At 44.6% G+C, this 24776-nt stretch carries 25 protein-coding genes and 1 tRNA gene; 9 read left to right on the forward strand and 17 right to left on the reverse strand.

Going from position 1 to position 24776, the window contains the following annotated elements; all coding sequences use genetic code 11:
- Positions 1 to 10 precede the first annotated feature (10 nt).
- Entirely contained in the window at positions 11 to 1264 is a 1254-nt protein-coding gene (gene fabF / locus K9J17_00820) for a beta-ketoacyl-ACP synthase II (protein MCF8275248.1), read from the reverse strand.
- Between the two features lie 76 nt (positions 1265 to 1340).
- Positions 1341 to 1577 (reverse strand): acyl carrier protein, encoded by a 237-nt coding sequence (locus tag K9J17_00825; GenBank protein ID MCF8275249.1) that lies wholly within the window; start codon positions 1575 to 1577, stop codon positions 1341 to 1343.
- 250 nt (positions 1578 to 1827) lie between these two features.
- Here K9J17_00825 and K9J17_00830 point away from each other — a divergent pair, with 250 nt between their 5' ends.
- Genes K9J17_00830 through tsaB form a run of 3 tightly spaced genes read left to right on the forward strand, consistent with a single transcriptional unit; the run spans position 1828 to position 5303 of the window.
- Positions 1828 to 3183: a TolC family protein gene (locus K9J17_00830; protein MCF8275250.1), complete on the forward strand. Its 1356-nt coding sequence runs from the start codon at positions 1828 to 1830 to the stop codon at positions 3181 to 3183.
- Complete coding sequence (locus tag K9J17_00835; protein ID MCF8275251.1) at positions 3180 to 4589, forward strand: efflux RND transporter periplasmic adaptor subunit; 1410 nt, start codon at positions 3180 to 3182, stop codon at positions 4587 to 4589. Before K9J17_00830 ends, K9J17_00835 begins: the two co-directional genes overlap by 4 nt.
- A 15-nt stretch (positions 4590 to 4604) precedes the next feature.
- Entirely contained in the window at positions 4605 to 5303 is a 699-nt protein-coding gene (tsaB, locus tag K9J17_00840; protein MCF8275252.1) for a tRNA (adenosine(37)-N6)-threonylcarbamoyltransferase complex dimerization subunit type 1 TsaB, read from the forward strand.
- A 4-nt stretch (positions 5304 to 5307) separates the two neighbouring features.
- On the opposite strand, the gene K9J17_00845 is transcribed toward tsaB, so the two are convergent.
- The 5 genes from K9J17_00845 to K9J17_00865 all read right to left on the reverse strand — a co-directional run bounded on the left by K9J17_00845 (position 5308) and on the right by K9J17_00865 (position 11221).
- On the reverse strand, positions 5308 to 5943 hold the full coding sequence (locus K9J17_00845; GenBank protein MCF8275253.1) for a response regulator transcription factor: 636 nt from the start codon (positions 5941 to 5943) through the stop codon (positions 5308 to 5310).
- A complete protein-coding gene (locus K9J17_00850) occupies positions 5940 to 7898 on the reverse strand; it encodes a sensor histidine kinase (GenBank protein MCF8275254.1) in 1959 nt (652 codons plus the stop codon). The genes K9J17_00845 and K9J17_00850 overlap by 4 nt, the downstream gene beginning before the upstream one ends.
- A 53-nt stretch (positions 7899 to 7951) precedes the next feature.
- Positions 7952 to 9493, reverse strand: a complete 1542-nt coding sequence (locus K9J17_00855) for an acyl-CoA carboxylase subunit beta (protein ID MCF8275255.1) — start codon at positions 9491 to 9493, stop codon at positions 7952 to 7954.
- Between the two features lie 8 nt (positions 9494 to 9501).
- On the reverse strand, positions 9502 to 10524 hold the full coding sequence (gene pheS / locus K9J17_00860; GenBank protein MCF8275256.1) for a phenylalanine--tRNA ligase subunit alpha: 1023 nt from the start codon (positions 10522 to 10524) through the stop codon (positions 9502 to 9504).
- A gap of 61 nt (positions 10525 to 10585) precedes the next feature.
- Entirely contained in the window at positions 10586 to 11221 is a 636-nt protein-coding gene (locus K9J17_00865) for a peptidylprolyl isomerase (GenBank protein MCF8275257.1), read from the reverse strand.
- A gap of 92 nt (positions 11222 to 11313) precedes the next feature.
- Here K9J17_00865 and K9J17_00870 point away from each other — a divergent pair, with 92 nt between their 5' ends.
- A complete protein-coding gene (locus K9J17_00870; GenBank protein MCF8275258.1) occupies positions 11314 to 11682 on the forward strand; it encodes a hypothetical protein in 369 nt (122 codons plus the stop codon).
- A 37-nt stretch (positions 11683 to 11719) separates the two neighbouring features.
- Positions 11720 to 12085, forward strand: coding sequence for a hypothetical protein (locus K9J17_00875; GenBank protein ID MCF8275259.1), 366 nt, complete (start codon positions 11720 to 11722; stop codon positions 12083 to 12085).
- Here the strand turns inward: K9J17_00875 and K9J17_00880 are convergent.
- Positions 12082 to 12429, reverse strand: a complete 348-nt coding sequence (locus K9J17_00880; protein MCF8275260.1) for a hypothetical protein — start codon at positions 12427 to 12429, stop codon at positions 12082 to 12084. The genes K9J17_00875 and K9J17_00880 overlap by 4 nt on opposite strands.
- Positions 12430 to 12572: 143 nt before the next feature.
- On the opposite strand from K9J17_00880, the gene K9J17_00885 reads away from it, so the two are divergent.
- Together K9J17_00885 and K9J17_00890 are read left to right on the forward strand one after the other, a co-directional pair.
- Positions 12573 to 13655 (forward strand): VWA domain-containing protein, encoded by a 1083-nt coding sequence (locus K9J17_00885; GenBank protein MCF8275261.1) that lies wholly within the window; start codon positions 12573 to 12575, stop codon positions 13653 to 13655.
- Positions 13655 to 14215: a CvpA family protein gene (locus K9J17_00890; GenBank protein MCF8275262.1), complete on the forward strand. Its 561-nt coding sequence runs from the start codon at positions 13655 to 13657 to the stop codon at positions 14213 to 14215. The genes K9J17_00885 and K9J17_00890 overlap by 1 nt, the downstream gene beginning before the upstream one ends.
- Here the strand turns inward: K9J17_00890 and K9J17_00895 are convergent.
- The gene (locus K9J17_00895) at positions 14202 to 15392 is read right to left on the reverse strand and encodes a phosphoglycerate kinase (GenBank protein MCF8275263.1); all 1191 of its coding nucleotides are present in this window, start codon (positions 15390 to 15392) and stop codon (positions 14202 to 14204) included. The two genes, K9J17_00890 and K9J17_00895, sit on opposite strands and share 14 nt — an antisense overlap.
- Before the next feature lie 72 nt (positions 15393 to 15464).
- Between K9J17_00895 and K9J17_00900 the strand changes: the two genes are divergently transcribed.
- Positions 15465 to 16493, forward strand: a complete 1029-nt coding sequence (locus K9J17_00900; GenBank protein ID MCF8275264.1) for an NAD-dependent epimerase/dehydratase family protein — start codon at positions 15465 to 15467, stop codon at positions 16491 to 16493.
- Here K9J17_00900 and K9J17_00905 read toward each other — a convergent pair.
- From K9J17_00905 to K9J17_00935, 7 genes are all read right to left on the reverse strand, one after another.
- A complete protein-coding gene (locus tag K9J17_00905; GenBank protein ID MCF8275265.1) occupies positions 16477 to 16830 on the reverse strand; it encodes a DUF4296 domain-containing protein in 354 nt (117 codons plus the stop codon). The genes K9J17_00900 and K9J17_00905 overlap by 17 nt on opposite strands.
- Positions 16827 to 18170, reverse strand: a complete 1344-nt coding sequence (locus K9J17_00910; GenBank protein MCF8275266.1) for a dihydroorotase — start codon at positions 18168 to 18170, stop codon at positions 16827 to 16829. The genes K9J17_00905 and K9J17_00910 overlap by 4 nt, the downstream gene beginning before the upstream one ends.
- A gap of 4 nt (positions 18171 to 18174) precedes the next feature.
- Entirely contained in the window at positions 18175 to 18906 is a 732-nt protein-coding gene (locus tag K9J17_00915) for a polyprenol monophosphomannose synthase (protein ID MCF8275267.1), read from the reverse strand.
- Between the two features lie 18 nt (positions 18907 to 18924).
- Entirely contained in the window at positions 18925 to 21000 is a 2076-nt protein-coding gene (locus K9J17_00920; GenBank protein ID MCF8275268.1) for a glycosyltransferase, read from the reverse strand.
- A complete protein-coding gene (locus tag K9J17_00925; GenBank protein MCF8275269.1) occupies positions 20993 to 21973 on the reverse strand; it encodes a M28 family peptidase in 981 nt (326 codons plus the stop codon). Before K9J17_00925 ends, K9J17_00920 begins: the two co-directional genes overlap by 8 nt.
- A complete protein-coding gene (gene cysS / locus K9J17_00930; protein MCF8275270.1) occupies positions 21948 to 23438 on the reverse strand; it encodes a cysteine--tRNA ligase in 1491 nt (496 codons plus the stop codon). The genes K9J17_00925 and cysS overlap by 26 nt, the downstream gene beginning before the upstream one ends.
- A 132-nt stretch (positions 23439 to 23570) precedes the next feature.
- Positions 23571 to 23644 (reverse strand) — tRNA-Ile (locus tag K9J17_00935).
- 78 nt (positions 23645 to 23722) lie between these two features.
- Here K9J17_00935 and K9J17_00940 point away from each other — a divergent pair.
- A complete protein-coding gene (locus tag K9J17_00940; protein ID MCF8275271.1) occupies positions 23723 to 24346 on the forward strand; it encodes an HAD family phosphatase in 624 nt (207 codons plus the stop codon).
- On the opposite strand, the gene mce is transcribed toward K9J17_00940, so the two are convergent.
- Positions 24338 to 24742, reverse strand: coding sequence for a methylmalonyl-CoA epimerase (mce, locus tag K9J17_00945; GenBank protein MCF8275272.1), 405 nt, complete (start codon positions 24740 to 24742; stop codon positions 24338 to 24340). The two genes, K9J17_00940 and mce, sit on opposite strands and share 9 nt — an antisense overlap.
- Positions 24743 to 24776 lie beyond the last annotated feature (34 nt).

Below are 24776 nucleotides of genomic sequence, written 5' to 3' on the forward strand. Positions count from 1 at the left end.
GGAATCCGGTTTATAGAACGAACTTTTTAACGATGATGGAAGCGTTGTGTCCTCCAAAGCCAAAGGTGTTGCTGATGGCAGCATTCACCACACGTTTTTGAGCTTGGTTGAAGGTAAAATTCAACTTCGGATCAAAGGCTGGATCATCTGTAAAATGATTGATGGTTGGAGGAACAAGATCGTTCTTCACCGACATAACGCAAGCAATGGCCTCAATGGCTCCTGCCGCACCAAGCAAATGGCCCGTCATGGATTTGGTTGAGCTGATGTTCAGATTGTACGCGTCAGTCCCAAAAACTTCCTTGATGGCTTTCGACTCGGCAATATCACCTAGCGGAGTACTTGTTCCATGCACGTTGATGTAGTCAATATCGCTAGGCTTCAACCCTGCATCGCGCAATGCGCTCCTCATTACATTGATAGCTCCCAATCCCTCTGGATGTGGCGCAGTTATATGATGTGCATCGGCACTCATTCCGCCACCAACTATCTCTGCATAGATCTTCGCTCCACGTGCCAAGGCATGTTCCAATTCCTCTACAATAAGACAACCTGATCCTTCGCCAAGCACAAAACCGTCACGGTCAAGGTCAAATGGGCGCGATGCCGTTTCGGGCGAATCGTTGCGTTGTGAAAGTGCTTTCATGGCGTTGAAACCGCCAACTCCTGCTTGTGTTACCGCAGCTTCAGACCCACCGGTAACGAAAATGTCCGCCATTCCCAAACGGATGTAATTGAACGAATCAATCAACGAATTGGTAGATGACGCACACGCAGAAACGGTCGTGAAATTAGGTCCGCGCAAGTTCCATTTCATAGAAATGTGGCCTGCGGCAATGTCTGCGATCATCTTCGGAATGAAGAAAGGATTGAATCGCGGTGTTCCATCTCCAAGCGCAAATTCGCTGCACTCATCATAGAATGTCTTCAAACCTCCGATTCCCGAACCCCAGATCACACCGGCACGGTCATGATCGATGAGCTCTTCGTTCAATCCAGCGTCAGCCCAAGCTTCTGTAGCAGTCACCAATGCATACTGCGCATAAGGATCGAGTTTCCGCGCTTCCTTACGGTCAAAATGTGCTTCAGGGTCGAAGTTCTTCACCTCGCAGGCAAACTGCGTTTTGAACTTCGATGCATCGAAATGCGTGATGGGAGCAGCGCCACTTTTGCCAGCAATAAGGTTTTCCCAATACTCTGTAAGCGAATTGCCTACCGGAGTAAGGGCTCCCATGCCTGTAATAACTGCGCGTTTTAGCTCCATTATTAACTTAAATACCCGCTTCCCAGCGTTGGATAACGTTAGGAAGCGGGTAATTTTTCCTCGTTAGAGGAGAAGGTTACTTAGCGTTTTCTTCGATGTATTTGATCGCTTCGCCAACGGTACCGATGTTTTCAGCCTGATCGTCTGGAATAGCGATGTTGAACTCTTTCTCAAATTCCATGATCAGCTCAACCGTATCCAAAGAATCTGCTCCCAGATCATTTGTGAAGCTAGCCTCAGGTGTCACTTCGTTCTCATCGACACCCAATTTATCAACGATTATAGCTTTTACTCTTGATGCAATATCAGACATGATTATCTGCTTTTGGTAGGTTTTTTTATCGCTGCAAACTTAAACAAAATTCAATTCTACAAACGTTAGTTCCAAGTGGCGACCGTCCGCTGGTAGGTCTCGCCCTATTCCACACATAAAAGCGTTCTCATTTTCAAGCACATAGCAACCCAATTAATCGGGTAGCTTAACAATTATTAAGACGTGCTTAAAAATGAGCCTGAAGCTGCCGCGCTCATTTGGTTAATTTTGGCGCGTGAAAACAGGAAGCATGCATTTAGCAAGAATATCAGCCATTGTCCTTGTATCCATTCTAAGCTTATTCTCTACTGAGATAATGGCCCAAGACGAATGGACATTGGAACGATGCATAGAACACGCACTCGAACACAACATACAGATCAAGCAGTCTGCGCTGCAAGAGGAATCGGCACGATTGGACAAAACCCAATCGCTGGCACAACTGTTCCCATCGCTCAATGCGAACTCGAGTTTCAACGTAAACTTCGGACGGAACATTGACTTCGTGACCAATACGTACGTAAACCAGCAGATCAACAACAACAGCTACGGAGCTTCCAGCAGCGTGACCTTGTTCAATGGTTTCAGCCTTCTTAACTCATTCAAACAATCGCAAGTTGACCTGAAATCTGCAGGTTACGACCTAGATGGTTTGAGCAACGACATCAGCCTGAACATTGCCACTGCTTTCATGCAGATCATGTTCAATGAAGAGCTTCTTGGCGTGGCACAAGACCAATATGAAGTGACCAAAGAGCAATTGATCCGAACTCAAAAGATGGTTGATGCTGGTTCTATTCCTGCTGGAAACGCCTATGATGTGGAAGCACAATTGGCTTCGAATGAACTGCAGATCGTGACTGCAGAAAATGCACTCAACACCTCTGTTCTTACGCTGAAGCAAATGTTGAATCTGCCAGCATCAGAAAAATTCAGGATTAAAAGGCCAGAAATGGACCTTCCGCTTGAAGACATGAGCGCTACAACGGCTGGCACCATTTACGATCAAGCGTTGAACAATTGGCCGAAAATAAAAGCACGCGAATCGCGCTTGGAAAGCGCAAGAAAAGGAGAGAAGATTGCATTCGCGTCTTACACTCCTACGTTAAGTGCCAACGCATCGGTCAACACCCGATATTCCAGCGCAACTTCGTTCGGAGGAACGAGAGATTCATATCAAGATCAGCTGAAAAACAATATTGGTGAGAACATCGGATTTTCGTTGTCTATACCCGTTTTTAACGGACTACGAAGCAGAACCTCTGTTGGCAAGGCGCGCCTAAGCAGAATAAATGCAGAGCTTTCTCTTCAGGATGAGAAGAACAAACTCTTTTCGTCTGTACAACAAGCATATAATGATGCGCAATCTTCAAAACGTCAATTTGATGCCAGTACCAAAAGCGTGAACGCAATGGACAAAGCATTTGAATACGCCCAGCAGCGCTATGCGGTTGGAATGACGAATACCTTGGAATTCAATACCGCATCCAACAATCTTTCGCGTGCGAAATCTGAGTTGCTACGCTCTAAATTCGACTACATTTTCAAAATGAAGGTGCTGGATTTCTACCAAGGCAAAGCCATTACCTTTGATCCAACCAAATGAAAAACAATAAGACTCTTGTATTACTGGTGGCCACCGTTGTTGTGCTGCTTGTGGTTGCATTAATTGCCAAAAAGAAAGGATTTGTTGGTGGAGCTCCGGCCACAAAGGTGGCTGTTGAAGAAGTTGCCAAACGAAGCATCATAGAAACCGTTTCTGCCAGCGGAAAGATCCAATCTGAATCGGAAGTAATCATCAGCCCAGACGTTTCTGGAGAGATCATGGAACTGCCTGTAAAGGAAGGCGATAAGGTGAAGGAAGGTCAATTACTCGTGAAGATCGATCCAGACATTCAGCAATCGAATGTTGAGCGCTTGGAAGCTGCATTGAATACGAGCAAAGCAAATTTCGCGAACGCGAAATCGCGTTTAACGCAATCTGAGTCACGTCTCATCAATTCTAAAGCCAACTACGAACGAATTAAAAAACTGTTCGAGGATAAAGTGGTGGCTCAATCAGAAATTGATGCCACGACCAGCGAGTACGAAGTGGCAAAGAGCGAAGTTGAAGCTTCGCGCCAAAGCATGGAAGCGAGTCGATTCAGTGTGAAAAGTGCAGAAGCTGCGTTGAAGGAAGCTGAGAAAAGCCTTACCAGAACCGAGATCTATTCTCCAGTAAACGGTACCATTTCCAAGCTCAATTTCGAAAAAGGAGAACGCGTTGTGGGAACCACTCAAATGCAAGGTTCAGAGATCATGACCATTGCCGATCTGGATGAAATGGAGGTTACCGTTGAGGTGAATGAGAACGACATTATCCGTGTTGGCTTTCAGGACACCTGTGATATTGAAGTAGATGCCTATTTAGGAAAGACCTTCAAAGGAATCGTTACCAATATCGCCAATTCGGCCATGTCTTCTGGTATGGGAACCGATCAGATCACCAATTTTGAGGTGAAAGTTCGAATTCTCCGTTCTTCCTATGCTTCGTTGGTGAATGAAAAGCAACCTGACCAATCTCCTTTCCGACCTGGAATGAGCGCAACGGTTGACATCCGCACCAGAGAAGTGAAAGATGTGTTGTCTGTTCCTATTCAGGCAGTTACAACCCGAAGCAAGAAGGATTTGGAAGCAAAGGATGACGAAGGCGAAGCAGAGCGACAAAACAGACGTAAAGGGCCTGCTTCTGAAGACGAAGATGAAGCAGAAACGGTGGACAAGACAGCCGTGGTGGAAGATGCCATTGAGCTCATTTTTGTGGTTGAAGACGGAGAAGTTGTAGCCAAAGTTGTGAAAACAGGTATTCAGGATAATGAGTTCATTGAACTGATTTCGGGAGCTGAACTGGGCGATAAAGTGGTTACCGCGCCATACCGCGCCATATCGAAGAAGCTCAACCCGGGCGATGCTGTTGAAGTTGTGACCAAAGAAGAACTGTACAGCGCCAAGGAAGACGGAGCGGCAGAGTGATCATTGATCGTTCCAGTGGCCGTTATTCTCCATATTGAAAGTTCAACTTTGACGTGTTCTGTTGCTGTTTCGAGCAACGGGAAAGTATTGGCCGTTCAAGAAACGCACGACACATCTTACGCGCATTCGGAAAAACTGGTGGTTTATATTGATGAAGCCATAAAATTGGCTGGAATTCAACCCCGCGAACTGGATGCCATTTGCGTTTCTAAAGGTCCTGGTTCTTATACTGGTTTGCGCATTGGTGTTTCTGCGGCAAAAGGTCTGTGTTTCGGATTGGGAATTCCGCTAATTTCTATCGGTTCGTTGGAATCACTGGCGCACTGGGCCAAAGTCCATTTTCAGAACGAATTAGCAGATGTTTCCATTCTCTGCCCAATGATAGACGCTCGGAGAATGGAGGTTTACACACAGCTTTTCAATGACTCTCTACATGAACTTCAGCCTGTTTCGGCTATGATCATTGACCAACAGAGTTTTGCTATGGAATTGGAAATAGGCAAGGTTACTTTCTTCGGTGATGGTGCCGCCAAATGCAAGGAGATCATCGACCATTCGAATGCTGTTTTTCTGGATGGATTCAATCCAAGTGCAAGCGGAATGATCACGTTGGCCGAGGCCAAATTTGCTGCTAAGCAGTTTGAAGATGTGGCCTACTTCGAGCCTTATTATCTGAAGGATTTTATGGCTGGGAAGCCGAAGAAGGTATTCTGACCGTTCAAGCGTAGCCGTTCTTCAACGCAAAACGAATAAGTCCTGCAATGTTGTGAATATCAAGCTTGTTCATCAGGTTGGTGCGATGCGTATCAACCGTTCGTGGACTGATGAATAGCTTTTCTCCGATCTGTTTACTACTGAGTCCTTCAGATATCAACTGCAAAATCTCCACTTCCCGTTCGGTAAGTTCTACTTCCACTCCATTCAAATTCTTCTCCACTGTTTTTCCGGCCAAACTCATGGTCACTTCACTGGAAAACACATTCTGGCCTTCAAAAACCTTTCGAATTGCCGCTGTAAGTTCATCTTGCGCAATATTCTTTAGCAGATAACCGTCCGAACCGCAATCGAGCAGCTGCTGTACCATGCCTCGTTCGCTGTGCTGGGTCAGCGATATCACTTTCACCTTCGGATATTCCTTCTTGATTCTTCGGGTTGCCTCCATGCCGTTCATCACTGGCATGTCTACATCCATCAGCACCACATCCACGTCAAAAACCTTCAACAGTTCCAATGCTTTTTGACCATTGTCGGCTGTGGCCACGCAATCGAAACCTTCGATGTCGTCAAGCAGCGATTTCAGCCCGTCCAAAACTATGCGGTGATCATCGACCAATATTAACCGGATGTTGCTCATGGTAGCGGAATTCTAATGGTTGCAACAGTTCCTTGTTCTGGGCTTGGCTGGTAGTTCACTTCACCATTCATCGCTTTGGCTCTACTACTTATGTTCATCAGTCCAATTCCATTCTGGTTTTGCTCCGAATCAAATTTAAAACCCTTTCCGTTATCTTCAATCACCAGAATGAGGTGTGTTTTCGATTTCAATAACTGCACAGAAACAGCCTTAGCGTCAGAATGTTTGATGATGTTGTTGATAAGCTCCTGCGAAATGCGATATACGCTGATTTCCAAGTTCTCAGGAAATCGTTCACCTTCCACTTTATGGTGCTCAAATTCATAGTTGATGTCGGTGCTTCCCAAGCTTTTGCCCAACATATCTTCAATGGCCGGAATGAGCCCTCTTTCGCTCAATACACGCGGCATCATCTGATGGCTGATGCTCCGAACTTCAGCAATGGATTCGTCCAGCATGGCTTTCGATTCTGCATAACGAGTGCGCTGTTCATCTGAAACATCTTTGATCATGGAGAACCCTTTCTGTAAACGCAAGCTCAGCGCAGTCAGCGTCTGCACAATTCCATCATGCAGATCTTTGGCAATACGCTTCCGCTCTTCTTCCGTAGCTTCAATCACTGCAGAAATTCCTCGTTCTCGCTCTTTAATGAGTGCAGCATCTTTTTCGGCCTGAGACTTCCGTTTGGATCGCTGAAGGAGCGCAAAACCAAGTAACACCAACATAACCAGACCACTTAACAGACCGATGACCCATTTGGTCTGGTTCTCTATTTTGAGTTTAGCCTCGGCCAAGGCAACTTTTTTGTCAGCGATCTCGGTTTCCTGCTCCGCAGTTCGATATTGTGTTTCGAGTTCTTGAACTTGAAGACTGCGTTCCGCGTTCACCAAACTGTCCTTTATGGCGACATAACTCATCCAATAAGGATAAGCATCTTCAAAGCGACCCAATTTGCTCAGTGTTTTTGCTTTCTCCCAATAGACCTTCCAAAGTAATGCCTTATCGTCATGCGATTCTGCCACAGTTTGCGCAGAATCCAAATAGCTGAGCATGGTCTTTCGGTCATTAAGCATACGGTAAACCTCGGCTATGTTGTAATACGTAGAGGCGTATCCTTCCGAATTGCCAATTGCCTGCTGAATCCGAAGCGTTTTAATCAAATACTCCAGTGCCTGATCGAAATCCTTTCTGCCCAAATGAACATCCGCCAAACAATTGTAGGCGCGTGCAAGACCATAAAGATCATTCAATTTGATCTTAAGTGGAATTGACATCAGCACGTAATGTTCTGTCGAGTCAAGGTCTGGTATTTCGCGATACAAGAATACCTGAGCGATGTTTGTGTAGCTGGCCGCAATCCCATAAGTATGATTTGCTCTTTGCCTAATCTGTAGTGCCTGTCGGTGATAGCGCAAGCTTTTATCAAACTGATGATCCTCATTAAGAATGAGGCCGATATTATTATAGTTGTTGCCTAGGCCGATATCATCACCGATCCTCTCAAAGATCTCTGCTGAACGGATGTAGTGATCGATGGCTTTTTCTGTGGCGCCTTGGTTCCAATAGATGAGACCGATATTGTTGAGTGCTCCCGCCTCGGTTTTCAAATTCTTCTTGAGCTTGGCCTCCTTCAGTGCCAGGGCATACCAATACAAGGCCGAATCGGGCATCGACTTGATATCATAGGCCACCCCGATGCGGTTATAAATGCCGGGCACAAGCGAATCTCGTCCACTTTTAGCGCACCATTTCAGCGCCTTGTTCCCAAAATGGATGGCCGAATCGGGCTGGTTGAACACATAGACCCAAATAAGAGCATTGTAAGTGCTTTCATCTGCTTTTCCAGCATGATGGATAGACAAGAGACTATCAGCATTCGATTGTGCCCAGGTTTGAACCGAGAACAACAGAAAAAACAATACTAACGAACGTCTAAAGTAGCGTTGGCGAATCATAATGTGGGGTTAGATTGACCTACAACAAAGAAACTGATTCCTACGACATTCGTCTATAGTGGAATATTCCCGTGCTTCTTTCGGGGCAGCGTTCGGGCTTTATTCTTCAGCATGCTAAATGCTCGAATCAGTTTTTCGCGGGTTTTTGAAGGCAGAATGACCTCATCAACATAACCTCTTTCTGCTGCGCGATATGGATTGGCGAAATGCTCAAGATATTCCAGCTCCTTCTCTTTGAGTTTGGCTTCTGGATCTGCAGACGACATGATTTCGTGTCTGAAAATGATCTCTGCTGCGCCTTTGGCTCCCATAACTGCAATTTCTGCCGATGGCCACGCATAGTTCATATCCGCACCAATGTGCTTGCTGTTCATTACATCGTAAGCTCCGCCATATGCTTTTCGGGTAATGACCGTAATCCGCGGAACAGTAGCCTCGCAGAATGCATAAAGCAATTTAGCACCATTCGAAATGATGCCATTCCATTCCTGATCTGTTCCTGGAAGAAACCCTGGAACATCCTCAAACACCAATAGCGGAATGTTGAAACAATCGCAAAAACGCACAAAACGTGCGCCTTTTGTGGATGCATGAATATCTAAAACACCTGCCAACACTGCTGGCTGATTGGCCACGATTCCAATGCTTTTTCCAGCCAATCGGGCAAAGCCAACTACCATGTTCTCGGCAAAGTGTGCATGCACTTCCATGAATGAGCCAGCATCAGCCACCGCTTCAATTACTTCCTTGATGTCGTATGGCTGATTTGGGTTCTCGGGAATGATGTCATCCAACTGCAGGCGATTTTCATCTCCAGCGTGATATTCCAACGTTGGCGATTCTTCCTCACAATTCTGTGGCATATAGCTCAACAGTTTCTTAAGCTGTTCTATGCACTCAAGATCATTGGCACAAGCAAAATGCGTGACGCCAGACTTTGTTGAGTGCGCACTTGCGCCTCCCAATTCTTCTGAAGTAACCTCTTCATGAGTCACTGTTTTGACCACGTTCGGCCCAGTTACGAACATGTAACTCGAATCCTGAACCATCATCACAAAATCAGTAAGTGCAGGAGAGTAAACCGCACCGCCAGCGCATGGTCCCATAATGGCCGAAATCTGTGGAATTACCCCAGAAGCAAGTGTGTTTTTATAGAAGATGTCCGCGTATCCACCCAGCGAAACAACGCCTTCCTGAATACGAGCGCCACCAGAATCGTTCAATCCAATTACCGGAGCACCATTTTCCATGGCCAGGTCCATGATGCGGCATATTTTCTCAGCATGCATTTCGGCCAGCGAACCACCGAAAACGGTAAAATCCTGCGCAAAAACGTATGTCGTTCTTCCCTTCACGGTTCCATATCCAGTAATTACACCATCGCCTAGAAACTTCTGTCTATCAAGACCGAATTCTTGCGAACGATGCGTTACGAACATCCCTAGCTCCTCAAAACTCCCTTCATCCAGCAAGAGATGAATGCGTTCCCTTGCTGTCAATTTGCCTTTGGCATGTTGAGATTCGATGCGCTTTTCGCCACCGCCCAACTTGGCCAATTCCTGTTTTTCTCTAAGCTCGTTTATCTTCTCTTTCATGGCAGGAATCAGTAAGCAGATTTGAATTGATCTAAGAATCGTTTGTCATTCTCGAAAAACAAACGAAGGTCTTTTACCTGATATTTCAGCATTGCAGTTCGTTCAATACCCATTCCGAATGCAAATCCAGAATAAACCTCTGGATCGATGCCACAAGACTTCAACACATTCGGATCGACCATTCCGCAGCCCAAAACCTCCAACCATCCTGTTCCTTTTGTAATCCGGTAATCAGCTTCTGTCTCCAAGCCCCAATACACATCCATTTCGGCACTCGGTTCGGTGAATGGGAAATAAGACGGCCGCAAACGGATCTTCGTTTCAGGACCGTAAAATTCACGTGCAAAATAGAGCAGCGTGTCTTTCATATCAGCGAACGAAACGTTCTTATCTATATACAGTCCTTCAATCTGGTGGAAAATGCAATGCGCTCGTGCCGAAATGGCCTCATTTCTAAAAACTCGACCTGGAGAGATTGTCCTGATAGGCAGTTTTTGGTTCTCCATTGTTCGTACTTGAACGGATGATGTATGCGTTCTCAAAGCAAAATCTGGATCCTTAGCCACAAAAAACGTGTCCTGCATATCGCGCGCTGGATGTTCTGGTGGAAAATTCAATGCCGAGAAATTGTGCCAATCGTCTTCAATTTCAGGTCCTTCGGATACAGTGAAACCAATGCGTTCAAAGATTCCGACAACTTCTCTTCTCACCATATTCACAGGATGCCGGGTTCCAATTTCCATTGGAAATGGAGGAACCGTCAGGTCAATATTCGGGTCAACTTGTGATTCGCTTGACTTCAGTTCTGCCTGAAGGTCTTTGAATTTGCCCTCGGCCAGACCTTTTAGCACGTTCAATTTTTGACCAAAGGCCTTCTTCTGCTCATTAGGCACATCTCGGAATGCCGTAAATAACTGAGGGATTATTCCCTTTTTAGACAAAAATTGGAGTCGGAAGTTTTCCAGATCCTCTTTGCTGGCAATGACCAGTTCTTGAATCTGCTTCTCGTAGTCTTCGAGTTTCTTTAACATGGGGCAAAAATAGAACAGGCCGCGCAATTGGCGGCCTGCTTAAATTCCTGTTAGGATAAGATCATTTGCTTAGGATTTTCACCCGCATCGGGATTGCTTCTACCGGTACATCGCCTTGCTGTGTTTTCACTGCAGCAATCTTATCAACCACATCTAAACCATCAATCACTTCTCCAAAAATGGTGTACTGCATGTCAAGGTGTGGTGTTCCGCCAACTTCAGCATAAGCCTTTCGTTGCTCATCGGTATAGGTGATGCCCATTCTGGCTTCCATCTGCTTCACCATTTCTTCGGTGTACGTTCTACCCTGAACAATATAAAACTGTGAACCACTTGACTTGCGCTCCATATTCACTTGATCTGGCGTTCGAGCTGCGGCAAGAGCACCTTTTTTGTGAATGTATCTAGGAGTGATCTCCGCTGGAATTTCGGGACGATTATCGATTGTTCCAAGACTAGCATTTCCACCACCTTGAATCATGAATCTATTGATAACGCGGTGAAAAACCGACCCATCAAACTTTCCAGACTTTGCCAATTCAAGAAAATTATCTCTGTGCAATGGAGTCTCGTTGTAGAGTTTCAATGTGATATCGCCATAAGCAGTGCTTATCAAAACAATCGGTTCTTTCTTGTTTTGTGCAAAAGACCCTAAGCTGAATAAGGCGACCAAAAGAGTGAGGATAATCTGTTTCATCATGTTATATTTATTGTTGAATTTGTACTTTTAATGACTCGTCAAATATATTGTCTGAATTGAAACACAAGGCTAACCAAAAAACAGTCCAAATGAATACGAAGTTTTCAAAATGGGGTTTCCTTTTCCTTCTGATAGTCTCTAGCACAGGTTTTACCTCGTGTGAAAAGCAGGAGACCGCGACTGCGTCTATCGAAGTGGTAGAGAAATATACCGCAACACAAGGTACAGTAACCCGATTCAGGCCCATAGATGGAGCAGAACTTAAAATTTATGGGCCCACTGGCTCCAGTATTGAAGCAATCTTGTTCACAGATGCAGAAGGAAAAACTACGTTTACATACGAATATGAGGCTTACCTGAATTGCGATGTTTCCTATTTGGGAAGGGTATCCGAAGGAAATCCAGTGAAATTCGAACTGGGAAAAACAACTAGTACAACGATAATACTACCAGAGTAAGTTGGTTTCGGTTAATTTTACCCCTGAAATTAAAAAAATGAAACGCACTAAAATTTTATTGCCACTTCTAATCTTAGGAGTACTAATTGGTTCTTCTTCCTGCAAGAAAAACCGTGACGCGAAAGCTGTGATCACTGTTCTAAAGGATTCGGTCAATTTTATCACTGGAGATACTGTGCAAGTAGCAGCCGTACAAGCCATTGTGCGCTTTTACCTTGATCAGATAGGTGCAGAACAGATTGACACGACCATTCGTACCAACACATCTGGCAAGGCCGAGTTTGTGTGGTTTGAAGACGCCATCATTCAGTATGATGTGGTCTATAACTCATTTACCGACCTAGAGAATTACATTATCCTCAAGCAAGGAGAAACCGTTGAGAAAACGGTAATCGTTCCTTAGTTGGTTAATTCAGCATTCTTGAAGTAATCCAAGATTGCTTCTTTCATCAAAAGGCTTTGTTGCGTAGGATTGAGACGCGGAAGTTTTGCCAATTCCTTGTAATGAGGCCAACCGTCAGTGTCCATTCCAATGTACTCGTAATATCCGTATTGGCTAAGTAGACGACAGATTGCAATGTGCATCAAATCAGTCTTCTCGCTTTTCTTGAATGTCCGATATCCCTGCCCAAGCTCTTGAACTCCAATCAGAAATAATACCGCATCCAAGTCCAATCCTTCCCCAAATTTCGCTTCAAGCTCTGAAACAAGTTCACGCCAAGCTTTCTGTAGTTCCAATTCTAGCATGGCACAAAATTAGTACGGAAAGGCAGGAAACCTCAAAACGCTATTTTTGCGCGCACAAAATGTCAATACAACTCATTCTCAAGCGCCTCATTCTTTCCTCCTTCCTGGTACCACTGTGTTTGCTAATTACAACACAGCATTCGGTGGCTATCGAACTTCCCGATGTGAAAGAAGGTGCACCGATGGATATTGTCCTTGTCATAGACATTAGTGGAAGTACGGGTGGTATTCTATCCTCAGTTAGAGGAAAATTCTGGGAGATCCAGAACGAAATATCAAGACTTGAGCCCACACCTAAATACAGAATCGGTATTGTGTGCATGGGCCGACCAAGCTTTAAAAAAGAGAACAACTACGTTCAGGTAATTTCTGACCTGACTGATGATATTGATGCTGCTGCATATCCGTTTTTTCAGATCAAGGACGTTTCTGCCCCTGGAAATTATTTCCTAGGTCATGCATTGGATGTCGCGGTTAACGGAATGTCGTGGTCAAGCGACCCAAATGCCATCAAATTGATATTCCTTGCTGGAAATGGAAAACCGTCTGCGGGCCCAGGATATACAAAACCGGTTCGAGAGGCAGCTGAAAACGGAATTATCATCCATTCACTTTACTTTCTTTCGTATTCCAATCAGCAAGAACAAGCAGAATGGAATTCCATTGCAACAGAAACGAAGGGCACATTCAGCGTTATTGGGCTTAAAGAACCTGCTATTGTGCTTGAAAAGCCGTACGATGGTTCAATGCTTCGCGAGGCCAACCACATGATGAACACGACCTACCTTTACTACGGTCAGGAAGGATTGAGCCGTTACGAAATGCAGGCTGATCTGGATGAAGAAGCCGAGCTACAGGGCGAAAACCAAGTGGAAGCACGAACGTTTTTCAAAGCCACAAGCCTCTATCAGGGCAAAAATGCTAAGTGGGACCTAGTTGACCTACAGAATACCGGAGGAAATGTGCTTAAGCAGAATACCAAACTAATGGATGAGCGCTTGAACGAATATTCGAACGAAGAATTTCTTGCTCACTTGATGGAAGTTGGCTACGAACGCAAAGAATACATCTCCATTATTAAGATGCTAAGCACGCAACGTGAAGAGTTCCTAAAAGAGAAGCGCGAAAAAATGGAGAATTATCGCTTCGGAAAGACCTTTTTCGGGGTAGTTAATCGGCAAATTGTGGAGACAGCCGAAAAGCACGGATATACACTAGAATACTGATGAATTGGCTTGACATTCTGTTGGCCATACCAATGATCTGGGGCCTTTACAAAGGTTTGACGAGCGGCTTCATCATGGAAATTGCCCGATTGGTTGCACTGATCACTGGCGTTTATCTGGCAGTAAGGTTTGCTCAAGAACTTTCAGAATACGTCTATCAGAATTCGGATATCACGAACGAATTTCTTCCCATCCTTTCGTTCGCCATCATTTTTGTAGGAGTCGTTCTACTAGTACATTTCTTTGCCAAGGCCATTGAGCAATTAGCCAAAGCAGTCGCCTTGGGATGGGCGAATAAAGCTGCTGGTGCTGCTTTTGGGGTTCTCAGAATGACGTTCATAGTTAGCATCGTGATAATGATGCTTTCACGCTTTGAACTGTTAGATAAATTCAATCGGGGCGAAACAGCAGGGAAATCGTTTCTCTATTCGCCAGTAACACAATTAGCTCCGTTCATTCTTCCTATTTTGGAAGATGTGAACAAAGATTCCATACTAGATAAGGTTGACAGAAAAGTGAATAAAGCGCGCGATGCGATCCGTGATATTATCCACGAATAGCTTTGATTCCTGGAAGCTCTTTTCCTTCCATATACTCCAATAGCGCACCTCCACCAGTTGAAACGTAGCTAAATTTATCAGCAAGATTGAACTTGTTGATAGCTGCTACAGAATCGCCTCCACCAACCAAAGAAAACGCTCCGTTTTCTGTTGCTTTAGTGATTGAAAGCGCTACGGACTTGGTTCCATGCTGGAACGATTCCATTTCGAAAACACCCATTGGACCGTTCCAAAGAATGGTCTGAGACAACTGAATAACGGCATCGTAAGATTTCTCTGCTTTTGGGCCAATATCCAATCCTAACCAACCATCAGGAATGGCGTTGGTATCGCATGTCTGTGTGTTGGCATTATTATCAAATGCATCGCCCGCAATTGTGTCTTCTGGCAAGTGGATTTTAACGCCTTTTGCTTCAGCATCCAGCAGAATTTGCTTCGCAGTCTCCAAGTAATCATCTTCTACCAGCGATTTTCCAACCGAACCACCCATTGCTTTCGCAAATGTGTAGCTCATTCCTCCACCGATAATAATGTGGTCAACGCTATTGATGAGGTTTGAAATGATGGAAATCTTCGAAGAAACCTTGGCTCCACCCATCACAGCCGTAACCGGTCGTTTTGAATCTTTAAGCACCTTATCTACACTTTCGATTTCCTGCGCCAACAAATAGCCGAATAGCTTGTCGCTGGGAAAGAAATCTGCCACAATGGTTGTTGATGCATGAGCTCGATGAGCGGTGCCAAAAGCATCATTCACGTAAACATCTCCCAAATTGGCCAACTGCTGTGAAAAAGCTCGGTCGCCTGCTTCTTCTTCTTTGTGAAACCGCAGGTTTTCCAAAAGCAACACGTGACCCATTTTCAACGAATCTGCTGCGGCTATGGCTTCTGGTCCAACACAATCTGAAGCAAATTTCACAGATACTCCAATTAATTGAGTCAGATGCGCAACTATGTGCTTAAGAGAAAACTTATTTTCAGATCCGCTCTTTGGCCTTCCGAGATGACTCATTAGAATAACTGCACCGCCATCATCCAAAATCTTGGTGATGGTTGGCAGTGCCGCGCGTATTCGTGTATCGTCAGTGATATTGAAATTTGCATCCAACGGAACGTTGAAATCAACCCTCACAAGCGCTTTTTTACCAGCAAACGAAAATGTGTCCATAGTTTTCATGGTCGCAAAAATAGAAATCAGCTCTTGCTTTAAAGCAAGTGATACCATTGTATTGAATCATACTTTTGAGTCATGATATTGGTAACGGGCGGAACGGGTTTGTTGGGTTCTCATCTACTGTTGAATTTGGTGGAGAACGGTGAGTCGGTAAGGGCCATTTACCGAACCGAAGCCAAGCGCGATGCGGTTCTCGGCATTTTCGGTTATTACCAAGAAAATCCAAGGCCATTATGGGAACGGATTGATTGGGTAATCGGAGATGTTTTGGATATTCCAAGCTTAGAAGACGCTTTTGATGGCGTTTCTCAAGTTTATCATTGCGCTGCCGCTGTCACATTTCTACCTGCTGATGAACCGTACATGCACAAAGTGAATGTGGAGGGCACGGCCAATGTGGTTAATCTATGTTTAGAAAGACCTGAGTTACGATTATGTCATGTAAGCTCGGTGGCAGCCATTGGGCGAGATGGCTCCGAAAAGGTGATAAACGAACAGAACGAGTGGAAGGAAAGCAAGCACAACGCATCGTATGCGGTCAGTAAGCATCATGCCGAAATGGAGGTTTGGCGTGGCATTACAGAAGGCTTGAACGCTTTCATGATCAACCCATCGTTGATCATCGGACCTGGCGATTGGTCGCAAAGCACAGGAGCCATGTTCAGAAAAGCATGGAAAGGTTTGCCTTTTTACACACGAGGCGGCAACTGTTTTGTGGATGTTCGTGACGTGGTAGCAGTGATGATGGCACTGATGAAATCAGAGGTTCGGAACGAACGCTTTATTGTAGGTGCTGAAAACCGCTTGTTCAAAGAGGTTTTTGAGCGCATAGCACAAAACATGGGTAAGAAGCCGCCAACGCTTGAAGCTTCTCCGTGGATGACAGAGCTAACGTGGCGTGCAGAAAAAATGCGCAGCGCCATAACTGGAACCAAGCCATTCATTACAAAAGAAGTTGCACATCATGCTTTGCAACTGAACCGCTACGATAACGCTAAACTGTTGCAGAAACTTCCTGATTTCAGCTTCAGAAAAGTGGATGAAACTTTAGATTTTGTGTGCGACAAATTCATGTACGACCAGACAGCTACTGCGCTGAATTGACCTCGCTTTCCTGTTCTGATAGATTTTCCAGAACCTTATCGTAAATCACATCCATTCTATCGGTTTGGGTAGAATAGTAGTACAGACTGCTATCAAAATCGGCTTTGGAAACATTATTGGTCGCGAATATGGAGCCGAAAGCTTCGTCATACTGAAGCCCCGAAGAATCTGGATTGTAAATCTTGAGGTTGGCGGCAGTTTCTACAATATGCATGTCCACCATCATTGAAACCATCTTTTCCTCATCTATTAGGTAAGCTGGTTTCTTAGGTTCGTTTTCCTGACAAGAAACGACAAAAAGGGAAATCGAAAAGAGGAAGATGACTGCTTTTCTCATCGATCAAAGGTCAATCGTTGGCCAAGAACAGCATCGTTTAGTTTGCCATTCGAGTAGACCAGATTTCCGTTCACAAATGTGTGTGTAACGGACGAAGAGAATGTTGTTCCCTCAAAAATGGACCAGCCACATTTGTACAGAATATTCTGCTTAGAAACCTTCCAATCGTGTTTAGGATCTACAAGAACAAGGTCTGCAGCGTAGCCTTCGCGGATAAATCCACGGTTTTCCAACTGAAAACAAATGGCCGGTGCATGGCACATTTTCTCCACCATCTGCTCAATGGATAAAACGCCATTTTTCACATGTTCCATCATGGCCGGAAGCGCGTGCTGAACGAGTGGTCCTCCCGAAGGCGCCTTTAAGTAGCTGTTCTGTTTCTCCTCCCAAGTGTGCGGAGCGTGATCGGTGGCAATAATGTCAATTCGGTCATCGAGCAAGGCTTTAAAAATGCCTTTCCTGTCCTCTTCGCTTTTAACCGCAGGATTCCATTTGAGCAAGGTTCCTTTTTCCGCGTACATCGACTCATTGAAGGTCAAATGATGAATGCAGGCTTCAGCAGTTATACGTTTTTGGGCCAACGGAATGGAATTATCGAAAAGGTGCGTTTCCTTTTCTGTTGAGATGTGAAGAATATGCAGCCGCGTATTATGTCTTTTCGCCAACTCTACCGCTTTTGATGACGACAGATAGCACGCTTCTACACTTCGGATATTCGGGTGTTCCCAGATCGGAATGTCTTCACCGTATTGCTCAATCGCTCTAGCCGTGTTTGCTCTTATGGTGGCTTCGTCCTCGCAATGCGTGGCAATCAACAACGGACATTCTGCGAATATTCCATCGAGTGTTGCTTCATTGTCTACCAACATATTTCCTGTGGATGAGCCCATAAAGATCTTGATGCCGCAAACGTTTCTTCCATCGGTTTTCAAAACCTCATCCAAATTATCGTTGGAGGCTCCCATGAAAAACGAGTAGTTGGCCAACGAAACCTGAGCTGCGCGATCGTATTTCTGCTGCAGCAGTTCCTGTGTGAGCGCATTCGGAACGGTGTTGGGCATTTCCATGTAACTCGTAATTCCCCCAGCAACAGCCGCGCGCGACTCGGTAAAAAGTTCGCCTTTGTGGGTCAGTCCTGGCTCACGAAAATGCACTTGATCATCAATTACTCCGGGAATGAGGTAAAGTCCATCGGCATTGATCTCGTTCACGAGTTCGTTTGCAGCAAGCTGAATTTGATCCTCAATTTTTGCGATGCGTCCATCTTCAATCAAAAGGTCTTTAACCTCTTGTCTTCCTTCGTTTACAATGGTTGCACCTTTGATCAGATGTCTCGTCATTCCTTTATCGTTTATAACTCTTGAACAGGCTTTTGATTCTCATTTCCAACACTCCGAAAATGGCTTCTTTGAAAATGCCTGAACTCATTTTCGACTCGCCTGCTGTTCTGTCTGTGAAGATTATCGGTATTTCCTTAATGATGAAGCCGTATTTCCAAGTGATGAATTTCATCTCTATCTGAAATGCATAACCGTAAAACTTGATGTCATCCAACGGAATTGTTTCCAATACGGTTCTTCTGTAGCATTTGAAGCCAGCAGTTGTATCTCTGATGGTCATTCCCGTAATGAAACGTACGTAAGTTGATGCGTAATAAGACATCAGCACGCGGCTCATTGGCCAATTAACCACATTTACACCTCGGATGTAGCGCGATCCGATCACAAGGTCGGCCGGTTCATCCACGGCAGCATTGTAAAGATTGGTCAGGTCTTCTGGATTATGCGAAAAATCGCAATCCATCTCAAAAATGAACTCGTATTCACGCGCCAAGGCCCATTTAAAACCATGGATGTAGGCAGTGCCCAGCCCAAGTTTGCCAGACCGTTCTTCAATAAAAAGCCTCCCTTGGAATTCTTCTAATAGTTCCTTTACCATGGAGGCCGTTCCATCGGGCGAACCATCATCAATAATCAGAAGGTCGAACTTTTTATCCAACGACATCACCTTACGGATCATCTGATGGATGTTCTCCTTCTCGTTGTATGTTGGTATGATAACTAGACTATCTGACACGGCTGACGGCTAAATTACTCAACCTTTGAGGCTCTTAATTGATGTGATAAGACTTTTTAACAAGCTTCCTCCCGGAAGGTTGTAAATCAGGGTGACCAACTTGGCACTGTTGCGAGGTGCTTCTGGAAATTGAATTAAAAAAAACAGGAGTTCTCTGATCAATTGCGTTCGCTGACCAGTGCTTTGATAATGCCTGATGAGCAATTCTTTCAAACCTCGCTGTTTATTTCGAATGAAGTTTACCGATAGTTTCTCGTTAACCAATGGATTATTCAGCAGAGACGAAAACACATAAATCAAATGCAAAATACTGTCCCTGGACTGTTTATCAGTATTTCCCGAATGAACCCGAAGTTTAGCCGTATATCCGCTTACTGGCAAAACTGGAAATTCTGACGTTATTCTTGCCCAAAGTTCTACGTCTTCGTTAATGAATAGAGCTGGATTAAATTGATATTTGTACAAAATTTTTCGGGAAACACAAACGGAATCGGGCGCAAACTGATTGGCAATGACGTACTCGACATCTGAATTAAACTTATTGCGATCACTATATTTTACCTTATGCTCTTTGATTCCGTTTTCATAAAACCAAATCAATCCTGTGTGAAGCATTGTATCTTGCTTCAAGGAAACAGCAGCTTTTCGCAGCGTGCCTAGATGGTCTGGCAACCACAAGTCATCACTGTCTAAAAAACATATAAACCTTCCCCTGGCAGCGGTAATTCCGACATTTCGAGCTATACTTCTTCCTTTATTTTGTTGCTTAATGTAAATAATGCGTTGGTCTTCATTTGCATATTCTTTTACTAGACCTTCCGAATTGTCCTCAGAACCATCATCAACAATAATATGCTCGTAGTCGGAGAATGTCTGAGCTTGAACGCTAACTATCATTTCTCCTAGAAAGGATGCGCGATTATAAGTTGGTGTAATTATGGAGAAAAAAGGCTCAGCTACGTTGTTTTGGTCAGATGATAATAGATCTGCAACGACACCATTAAGCGATTGGAAAATGGATTCAACTTCCTTCGCCCGTTCTGACCACTGATAAGTATTGCCACGTGACAATGCATTAATCCTAAATTGTTCCAATTCCTCTCGGTTCTTACTGAGGTGAAGAATTGCACTAACAAATTCTGCCTGATTGATTGCTTTAAAATAATCTACCTGAGGATGACAGTCGTCAAAACCACGCATTCCTTCAGGGGTACTAACGATGGCTTGACCAAGCGCAAGAAAATCACAAATCTTATTACGAACACCTCCGCATACTGCACCATCAGGGTAAGTTGCCAAGCAGATGTCTGATTTAAGTATCTCGTCTTCAAAGTCTTCGATAAAGCCCGTATACAACACATTGCCGCTTTTTGGCAATGGTTTCGTGCCACCACCGATAACGACAAATAGAATGCTTGAGTCTTCCGATTCAACTTCTGCAGCTATATCCAAAAGCATTTCCAAAGCCATATCGTTGCTTGGAAATCCATCTATTGGAAGAACTGAAGTGCAAATAAATCGTTCATTCTTTGGACTGAGAATCTTTCGAATCGGAATAATCTGCGTGGCGTTTTTAACAATGTGTAACTTTGACTCGGGCTTGTTGTAGATCTCCGAGAGAATCTTGCTGGTTTCAGACGAAACAGTTATTACAAGGTCTGATTCAATAACAGCGCTTTTCTCCCGGTCAAAGGTTATTTGCTGACCTTCTTCATCTGCACCAAAATTCTGATGCTCATAAAAGACAGAGGTATGTGCGTCATAAACCCTTGGAACTTTTGGAAGTGCTCTCGAAAGCCTTACCCACATCCAATTGTTGAGTTGATGTACATAAATTACATCGGGCTTGAATAAGCGCACCCTCACAAAAAGCCATGCAAAATTAAATGCCCTATCAAGAATTGATATGCCAGATTCTAGAGAATCTTTGCTCATAAAAGCAACACGGCTTTTTCCTTTTCCAGATTTATCGCAAACGTGCAATATCTCATGGCCAATGTCTGAAAGACCATCACCAATAAACATTGGGCGAGTACTTTCTCCGTACCCATTTTCCTTAATATTTGAAACGATTAGAATCCGCAACTTACTCATTATAAACAATTTGCATCACCGTTTGTCCAACCGCTTTCAATGTTTCGCGGTCAATAACATCGATGTTATCGGAGTGCGTGTGCCAATAGTTCGCAAACCGCGATTCTGTTTGAGCATCATGCTGAACGATATCGATGCAAGGAATGTGTGCGAAAAGATTGACGTTGACATGATCATCCAAAATTTCCCATGTTCGGTTATACTGGAAATGCTTTCCGTAGCCAAGTTGATGGCCCATGTCCCATACCTTGTACACCACATCAGGCGCATACTCCATAGACGTTGCATCCAAGGTAAAAATGGCGTCTTTCGCGCCTACCATATCAAGCAATATCCCGTATCGGTAACCGGTCGAATCAACACGTTCCGACCAATACCAAGAACCTCGACAAAAGCCGTGATCGTATGGGTCGTCATAGACATCCGTTGCTGGGCGTCCTTGGTCTTCAAGGTCAAATAGGACGATATCCACGCCTACTTCTGGTGACCGTTCTGAGATCAACCGCGCCATCTCCAATAGAACGGCTACACCACTCGCATTGTCGTTTGCGCCTGAAATTGGCTTTTCCTGGTCTTGAACATCTCTGTCTGCATATTTCCGACTATCCCAATGGGCGAAAAGCAGAACACGATCGGAACGTGCAGTGTCTGAAGAGGCAATGATATTCCTGAACGCAGATGCATAGCCAGTGTAGACCTTCATTGAATCGACCTGCTCAGAAACAGCGAACCCATATCTTTTAAAGGTTTTCACCAGATGATCGCCACATTTCTTGTGAGATTCCGTTCCCGGTACTCTAGGGCCAAACGCCAATTGTTGCTTGATAAAAGCGTAAGCAGAATCAGCCTGAAAATCGGGAGCAGCGTTAAGTTGCTGTTGTGCAGGAATCCGCTTATTGGGATTGCAGGCGCCAATTGCCAAAAGCAACGCAAAAAAGAAAGACGCTTTACCCCAATTGCCAATCAGCACCATCTTTTCCGTCCATAATGGTTACACCGATGGCTTTCAGTTTATCGCGAATAGCATCGGCAGTATTGTAATCCTTATTCTGTTTGGCAATGCTGCGTAAATCAAGCAACACGTCCATCACATCATTCAATGTTTTTCCACTTTGGCCATCCGACACATTGCTTCCTAAACCAAGCACATCCTCGAAATAACTGGCAAAGAGCGCTACTACCTGCTCAAATTCGTTCTTACTTGGAATGAGCTTCTCTTGCCCATTCTTCAACCCGTTGATGTATGACGAAATATCGAACAGCGTAGCAATGGTCAAAGACGTGTTCATGTCGTCATTCATTGCTTCAGTACATTCTTCCGACCATTTGGCAATTTTGGCTGCCACTTCTGGTGTGTCTTGGTTCCAATTCAAGGAAAGTTCGCGAGCAGTTGCAAGTGCGCTCCTTAACTTGGAATACCCTTTTTGAGCCGCCAACAGCGCTTCATTGCTAAAATCGAGTGTGCTTCTGTAGTGCGCCTGCAGAATAAAGAACCGTATGGTCATAGGATCGAAAGCCTGATCCAGCAATTTATTATCTCCAGAAAAGAACTCGTGCAACATGATGGTGTTGCCCAACGATTTGGCCATTTTCTGACCGTTAAGCGTGATCATGTTATTGTGTAGCCAATACTTAGCTGGTTCTTCTCCATTCGACCCTACCGATTGTGCAATTTCACACTCATGATGAGGGAAAAGCAGGTCCATTCCACCTCCATGAATATCAAAGGAGTTTCCAAGGTATTTGCTGCTCATTACAGAACATTCAATATGCCAGCCCGGAAAGCCTTCGCTCCAAGGAGAAGGCCATCTCATGATATGCTCAGGCGAAGCCTTTTTCCAAAGCGCGAAATCCAGCCCACTTTTCTTTTCGTCCTGCCCATCAAGATCGCGCGTGTTTGATTGCAGGTCCTCTATCTTTCTTCCCGACAGCTTTCCGTAGTGATTTTTTTCAGCATATTTCTTCACGTCAAAATACACGGAACCATTGGAAACGTAGGCAAACCCGTTCTGAAGCAACTTCTCGGTCATGGCAATTTGCTCGATGATATGCCCTGAAGCTTGAGGCTCTATGGAAGGCCGATTATTGTTCAGCGCATCCATATCTCGATGATATCGGTCCTTGTAATACTGAACGACCTCCATCGGTTCCAATTGCTCAAGACGCGCTTTTTTGGCCACCTTATCTTCGCCATGGTCGGCATCGTTCTCCAAATGTCCTACATCGGTAATGTTGCGAACGTAGCGCACCTTATAACCAAGGTGTTTCAGGTATCTGAAAACGATATCGAATGTGATGGCTGAACGGGCGTGGCCCAAATGCGCATCGCCATAAACCGTTGGTCCACAAACATACATGCCTACAAACGGTGCATTTGCAGGAACAAATTCTTCCTTCTTTCTAGTTATCGTGTTGTAAAAGTGCAGCTTGCTACTCATTTTCTTTATGCCTAAGCAGCAAAGATAGGTTTCGTGAACAACCGATCGTCTGAACGTGGTTTCTTTTTGATAGGGGTCTGGGTACAAAAAAGGAGTTACCGATTTTCATCCGCAACTCCTTCTTACGTTTTGTGGGCCCACCTGGGCTTGAACCAGGGACCCCTTGATTATGAGTCAAGTGCTCTAACCAGCTGAGCTATAGGCCCGTGCCTTGCGGCTTTCTGCTTCATTTGAAGCGGAGGCCAAAAGTATATATTTGACTCTTGTTAACCAATACGGTTTTCATGAAGCCAAAAGACTTTCAGAATATCATTTTCGATCTTGGTGGAGTCATTCTGAACATTGATTATTCAAAAACCATCGCTGCGTTTCGCAATCTTGGCCTTCTGGATTTTGAGAATAATTATTCTCAATTGGTGCAGACAGACCTTTTTGATAATTATGAACGTGGAGAAATCAGTTCTGCAGATTTCAGAAATGGCATTCGAGCCGTTTTTAGAATGGAATTATCAGACGCTGAAATTGACCATGCGTGGAACATGATGCTGTTGGATCTGCCACCACAACGACTTGACCTTCTGCACAGATTGGGAAGCGAAAAAAAACTGGCGTTACTAAGCAATACCAATGAAATTCATATTCATCAGTTCGAAAAAAGCCTAATGAGCAATTTTGGGTTTGAAGATCTTTCAGATTACTTCCAGAAGCTGTATTACTCTTACCATGTTGGAATGCGTAAACCCGAGGAGCGGATCTTTCAACTCGTGCTGGATGAAATGGGTTTCAATCCATCAGAAACCTTGTTCATTGACGATTCTCCGCAACACATAGACGGGGCGAAAAAAGTTGGTTTGCAAACCTATCACCTGTGGGTTGACCGAGGCGAAACGATCCTTGATCTATTCTGAAATTTCTTGACACAATTCCATCAACACTCCTGACGTGTCTTTTGGATGAACGAAGCAAATAAGCTTATTGTCGGCACCACGTTTTGGCTGCTCGTTCAGCAATCGGAAACCTTCGGCTTTCAAACGCGCCATTTCCTGATGGATGTCGTTTACGGCATAAGCTACGTGATGAATTCCTTCTCCACGCTTTGCCACAAACTTGGCGATGGCGCTTTCTGGCGATGTTGCCTCTAGCAGTTCAATCTTGTTGTTGCCAGTTTGGAAAAAGGCAGTGACCACATTTTCCGATTCCACCGCTTCTTGCTTATAACACTTGGTATTAAGAAGTTGCTCGTAAATCGGAATGGAGCGCTCTAAACTTTCAACCGCAATTCCCAAATGTTCGATGTGTTCCATGGCGTAAAATAAAAAGGCCGCTCCATAGAATTGG

It is taken from the genome of Flavobacteriales bacterium (genome assembly GCA_021739695.1).
Lineage (GTDB): Bacteria > Bacteroidota > Bacteroidia > UBA10329 > UBA10329 > UBA10329.

Bases quoted from the DNA above. Each gene is read 5' to 3' on its own strand.
- fabF (MCF8275248.1), bottom strand. From the start codon at position 1,264: ATGGAGCTAAAACGCGCAGTTATTACAGGCATGGGAGCCCTTACTCCG.
- K9J17_00825 (MCF8275249.1), bottom strand. From the start codon at position 1,577: ATGTCTGATATTGCATCAAGAGTAAAAGCTATAATCGTTGATAAATTG.
- K9J17_00830 (MCF8275250.1), top strand. From the start codon at position 1,828: ATGCATTTAGCAAGAATATCAGCCATTGTCCTTGTATCCATTCTAAGC.
- K9J17_00835 (MCF8275251.1), top strand. From the start codon at position 3,180: ATGAAAAACAATAAGACTCTTGTATTACTGGTGGCCACCGTTGTTGTG.
- K9J17_00845 (MCF8275253.1), bottom strand. From the start codon at position 5,943: ATGAGCAACATCCGGTTAATATTGGTCGATGATCACCGCATAGTTTTG.
- K9J17_00850 (MCF8275254.1), bottom strand. From the start codon at position 7,898: ATGATTCGCCAACGCTACTTTAGACGTTCGTTAGTATTGTTTTTTCTG.
- K9J17_00855 (MCF8275255.1), bottom strand. From the start codon at position 9,493: ATGAAAGAGAAGATAAACGAGCTTAGAGAAAAACAGGAATTGGCCAAG.
- pheS (MCF8275256.1), bottom strand. From the start codon at position 10,524: ATGTTAAAGAAACTCGAAGACTACGAGAAGCAGATTCAAGAACTGGTC.
- K9J17_00865 (MCF8275257.1), bottom strand. From the start codon at position 11,221: ATGAAACAGATTATCCTCACTCTTTTGGTCGCCTTATTCAGCTTAGGG.
- K9J17_00870 (MCF8275258.1), top strand. From the start codon at position 11,314: ATGAATACGAAGTTTTCAAAATGGGGTTTCCTTTTCCTTCTGATAGTC.
- K9J17_00875 (MCF8275259.1), top strand. From the start codon at position 11,720: ATGAAACGCACTAAAATTTTATTGCCACTTCTAATCTTAGGAGTACTA.
- K9J17_00880 (MCF8275260.1), bottom strand. From the start codon at position 12,429: ATGCTAGAATTGGAACTACAGAAAGCTTGGCGTGAACTTGTTTCAGAG.
- K9J17_00890 (MCF8275262.1), top strand. From the start codon at position 13,655: ATGAATTGGCTTGACATTCTGTTGGCCATACCAATGATCTGGGGCCTT.
- K9J17_00895 (MCF8275263.1), bottom strand. From the start codon at position 15,392: ATGAAAACTATGGACACATTTTCGTTTGCTGGTAAAAAAGCGCTTGTG.
- K9J17_00900 (MCF8275264.1), top strand. From the start codon at position 15,465: ATGATATTGGTAACGGGCGGAACGGGTTTGTTGGGTTCTCATCTACTG.
- K9J17_00905 (MCF8275265.1), bottom strand. From the start codon at position 16,830: ATGAGAAAAGCAGTCATCTTCCTCTTTTCGATTTCCCTTTTTGTCGTT.
- K9J17_00910 (MCF8275266.1), bottom strand. From the start codon at position 18,170: ATGACGAGACATCTGATCAAAGGTGCAACCATTGTAAACGAAGGAAGA.
- K9J17_00920 (MCF8275268.1), bottom strand. From the start codon at position 21,000: ATGAGTAAGTTGCGGATTCTAATCGTTTCAAATATTAAGGAAAATGGG.
- K9J17_00925 (MCF8275269.1), bottom strand. From the start codon at position 21,973: ATGGTGCTGATTGGCAATTGGGGTAAAGCGTCTTTCTTTTTTGCGTTG.
- cysS (MCF8275270.1), bottom strand. From the start codon at position 23,438: ATGAGTAGCAAGCTGCACTTTTACAACACGATAACTAGAAAGAAGGAA.
- K9J17_00940 (MCF8275271.1), top strand. From the start codon at position 23,723: ATGAAGCCAAAAGACTTTCAGAATATCATTTTCGATCTTGGTGGAGTC.
- mce (MCF8275272.1), bottom strand. From the start codon at position 24,742: ATGGAACACATCGAACATTTGGGAATTGCGGTTGAAAGTTTAGAGCGC.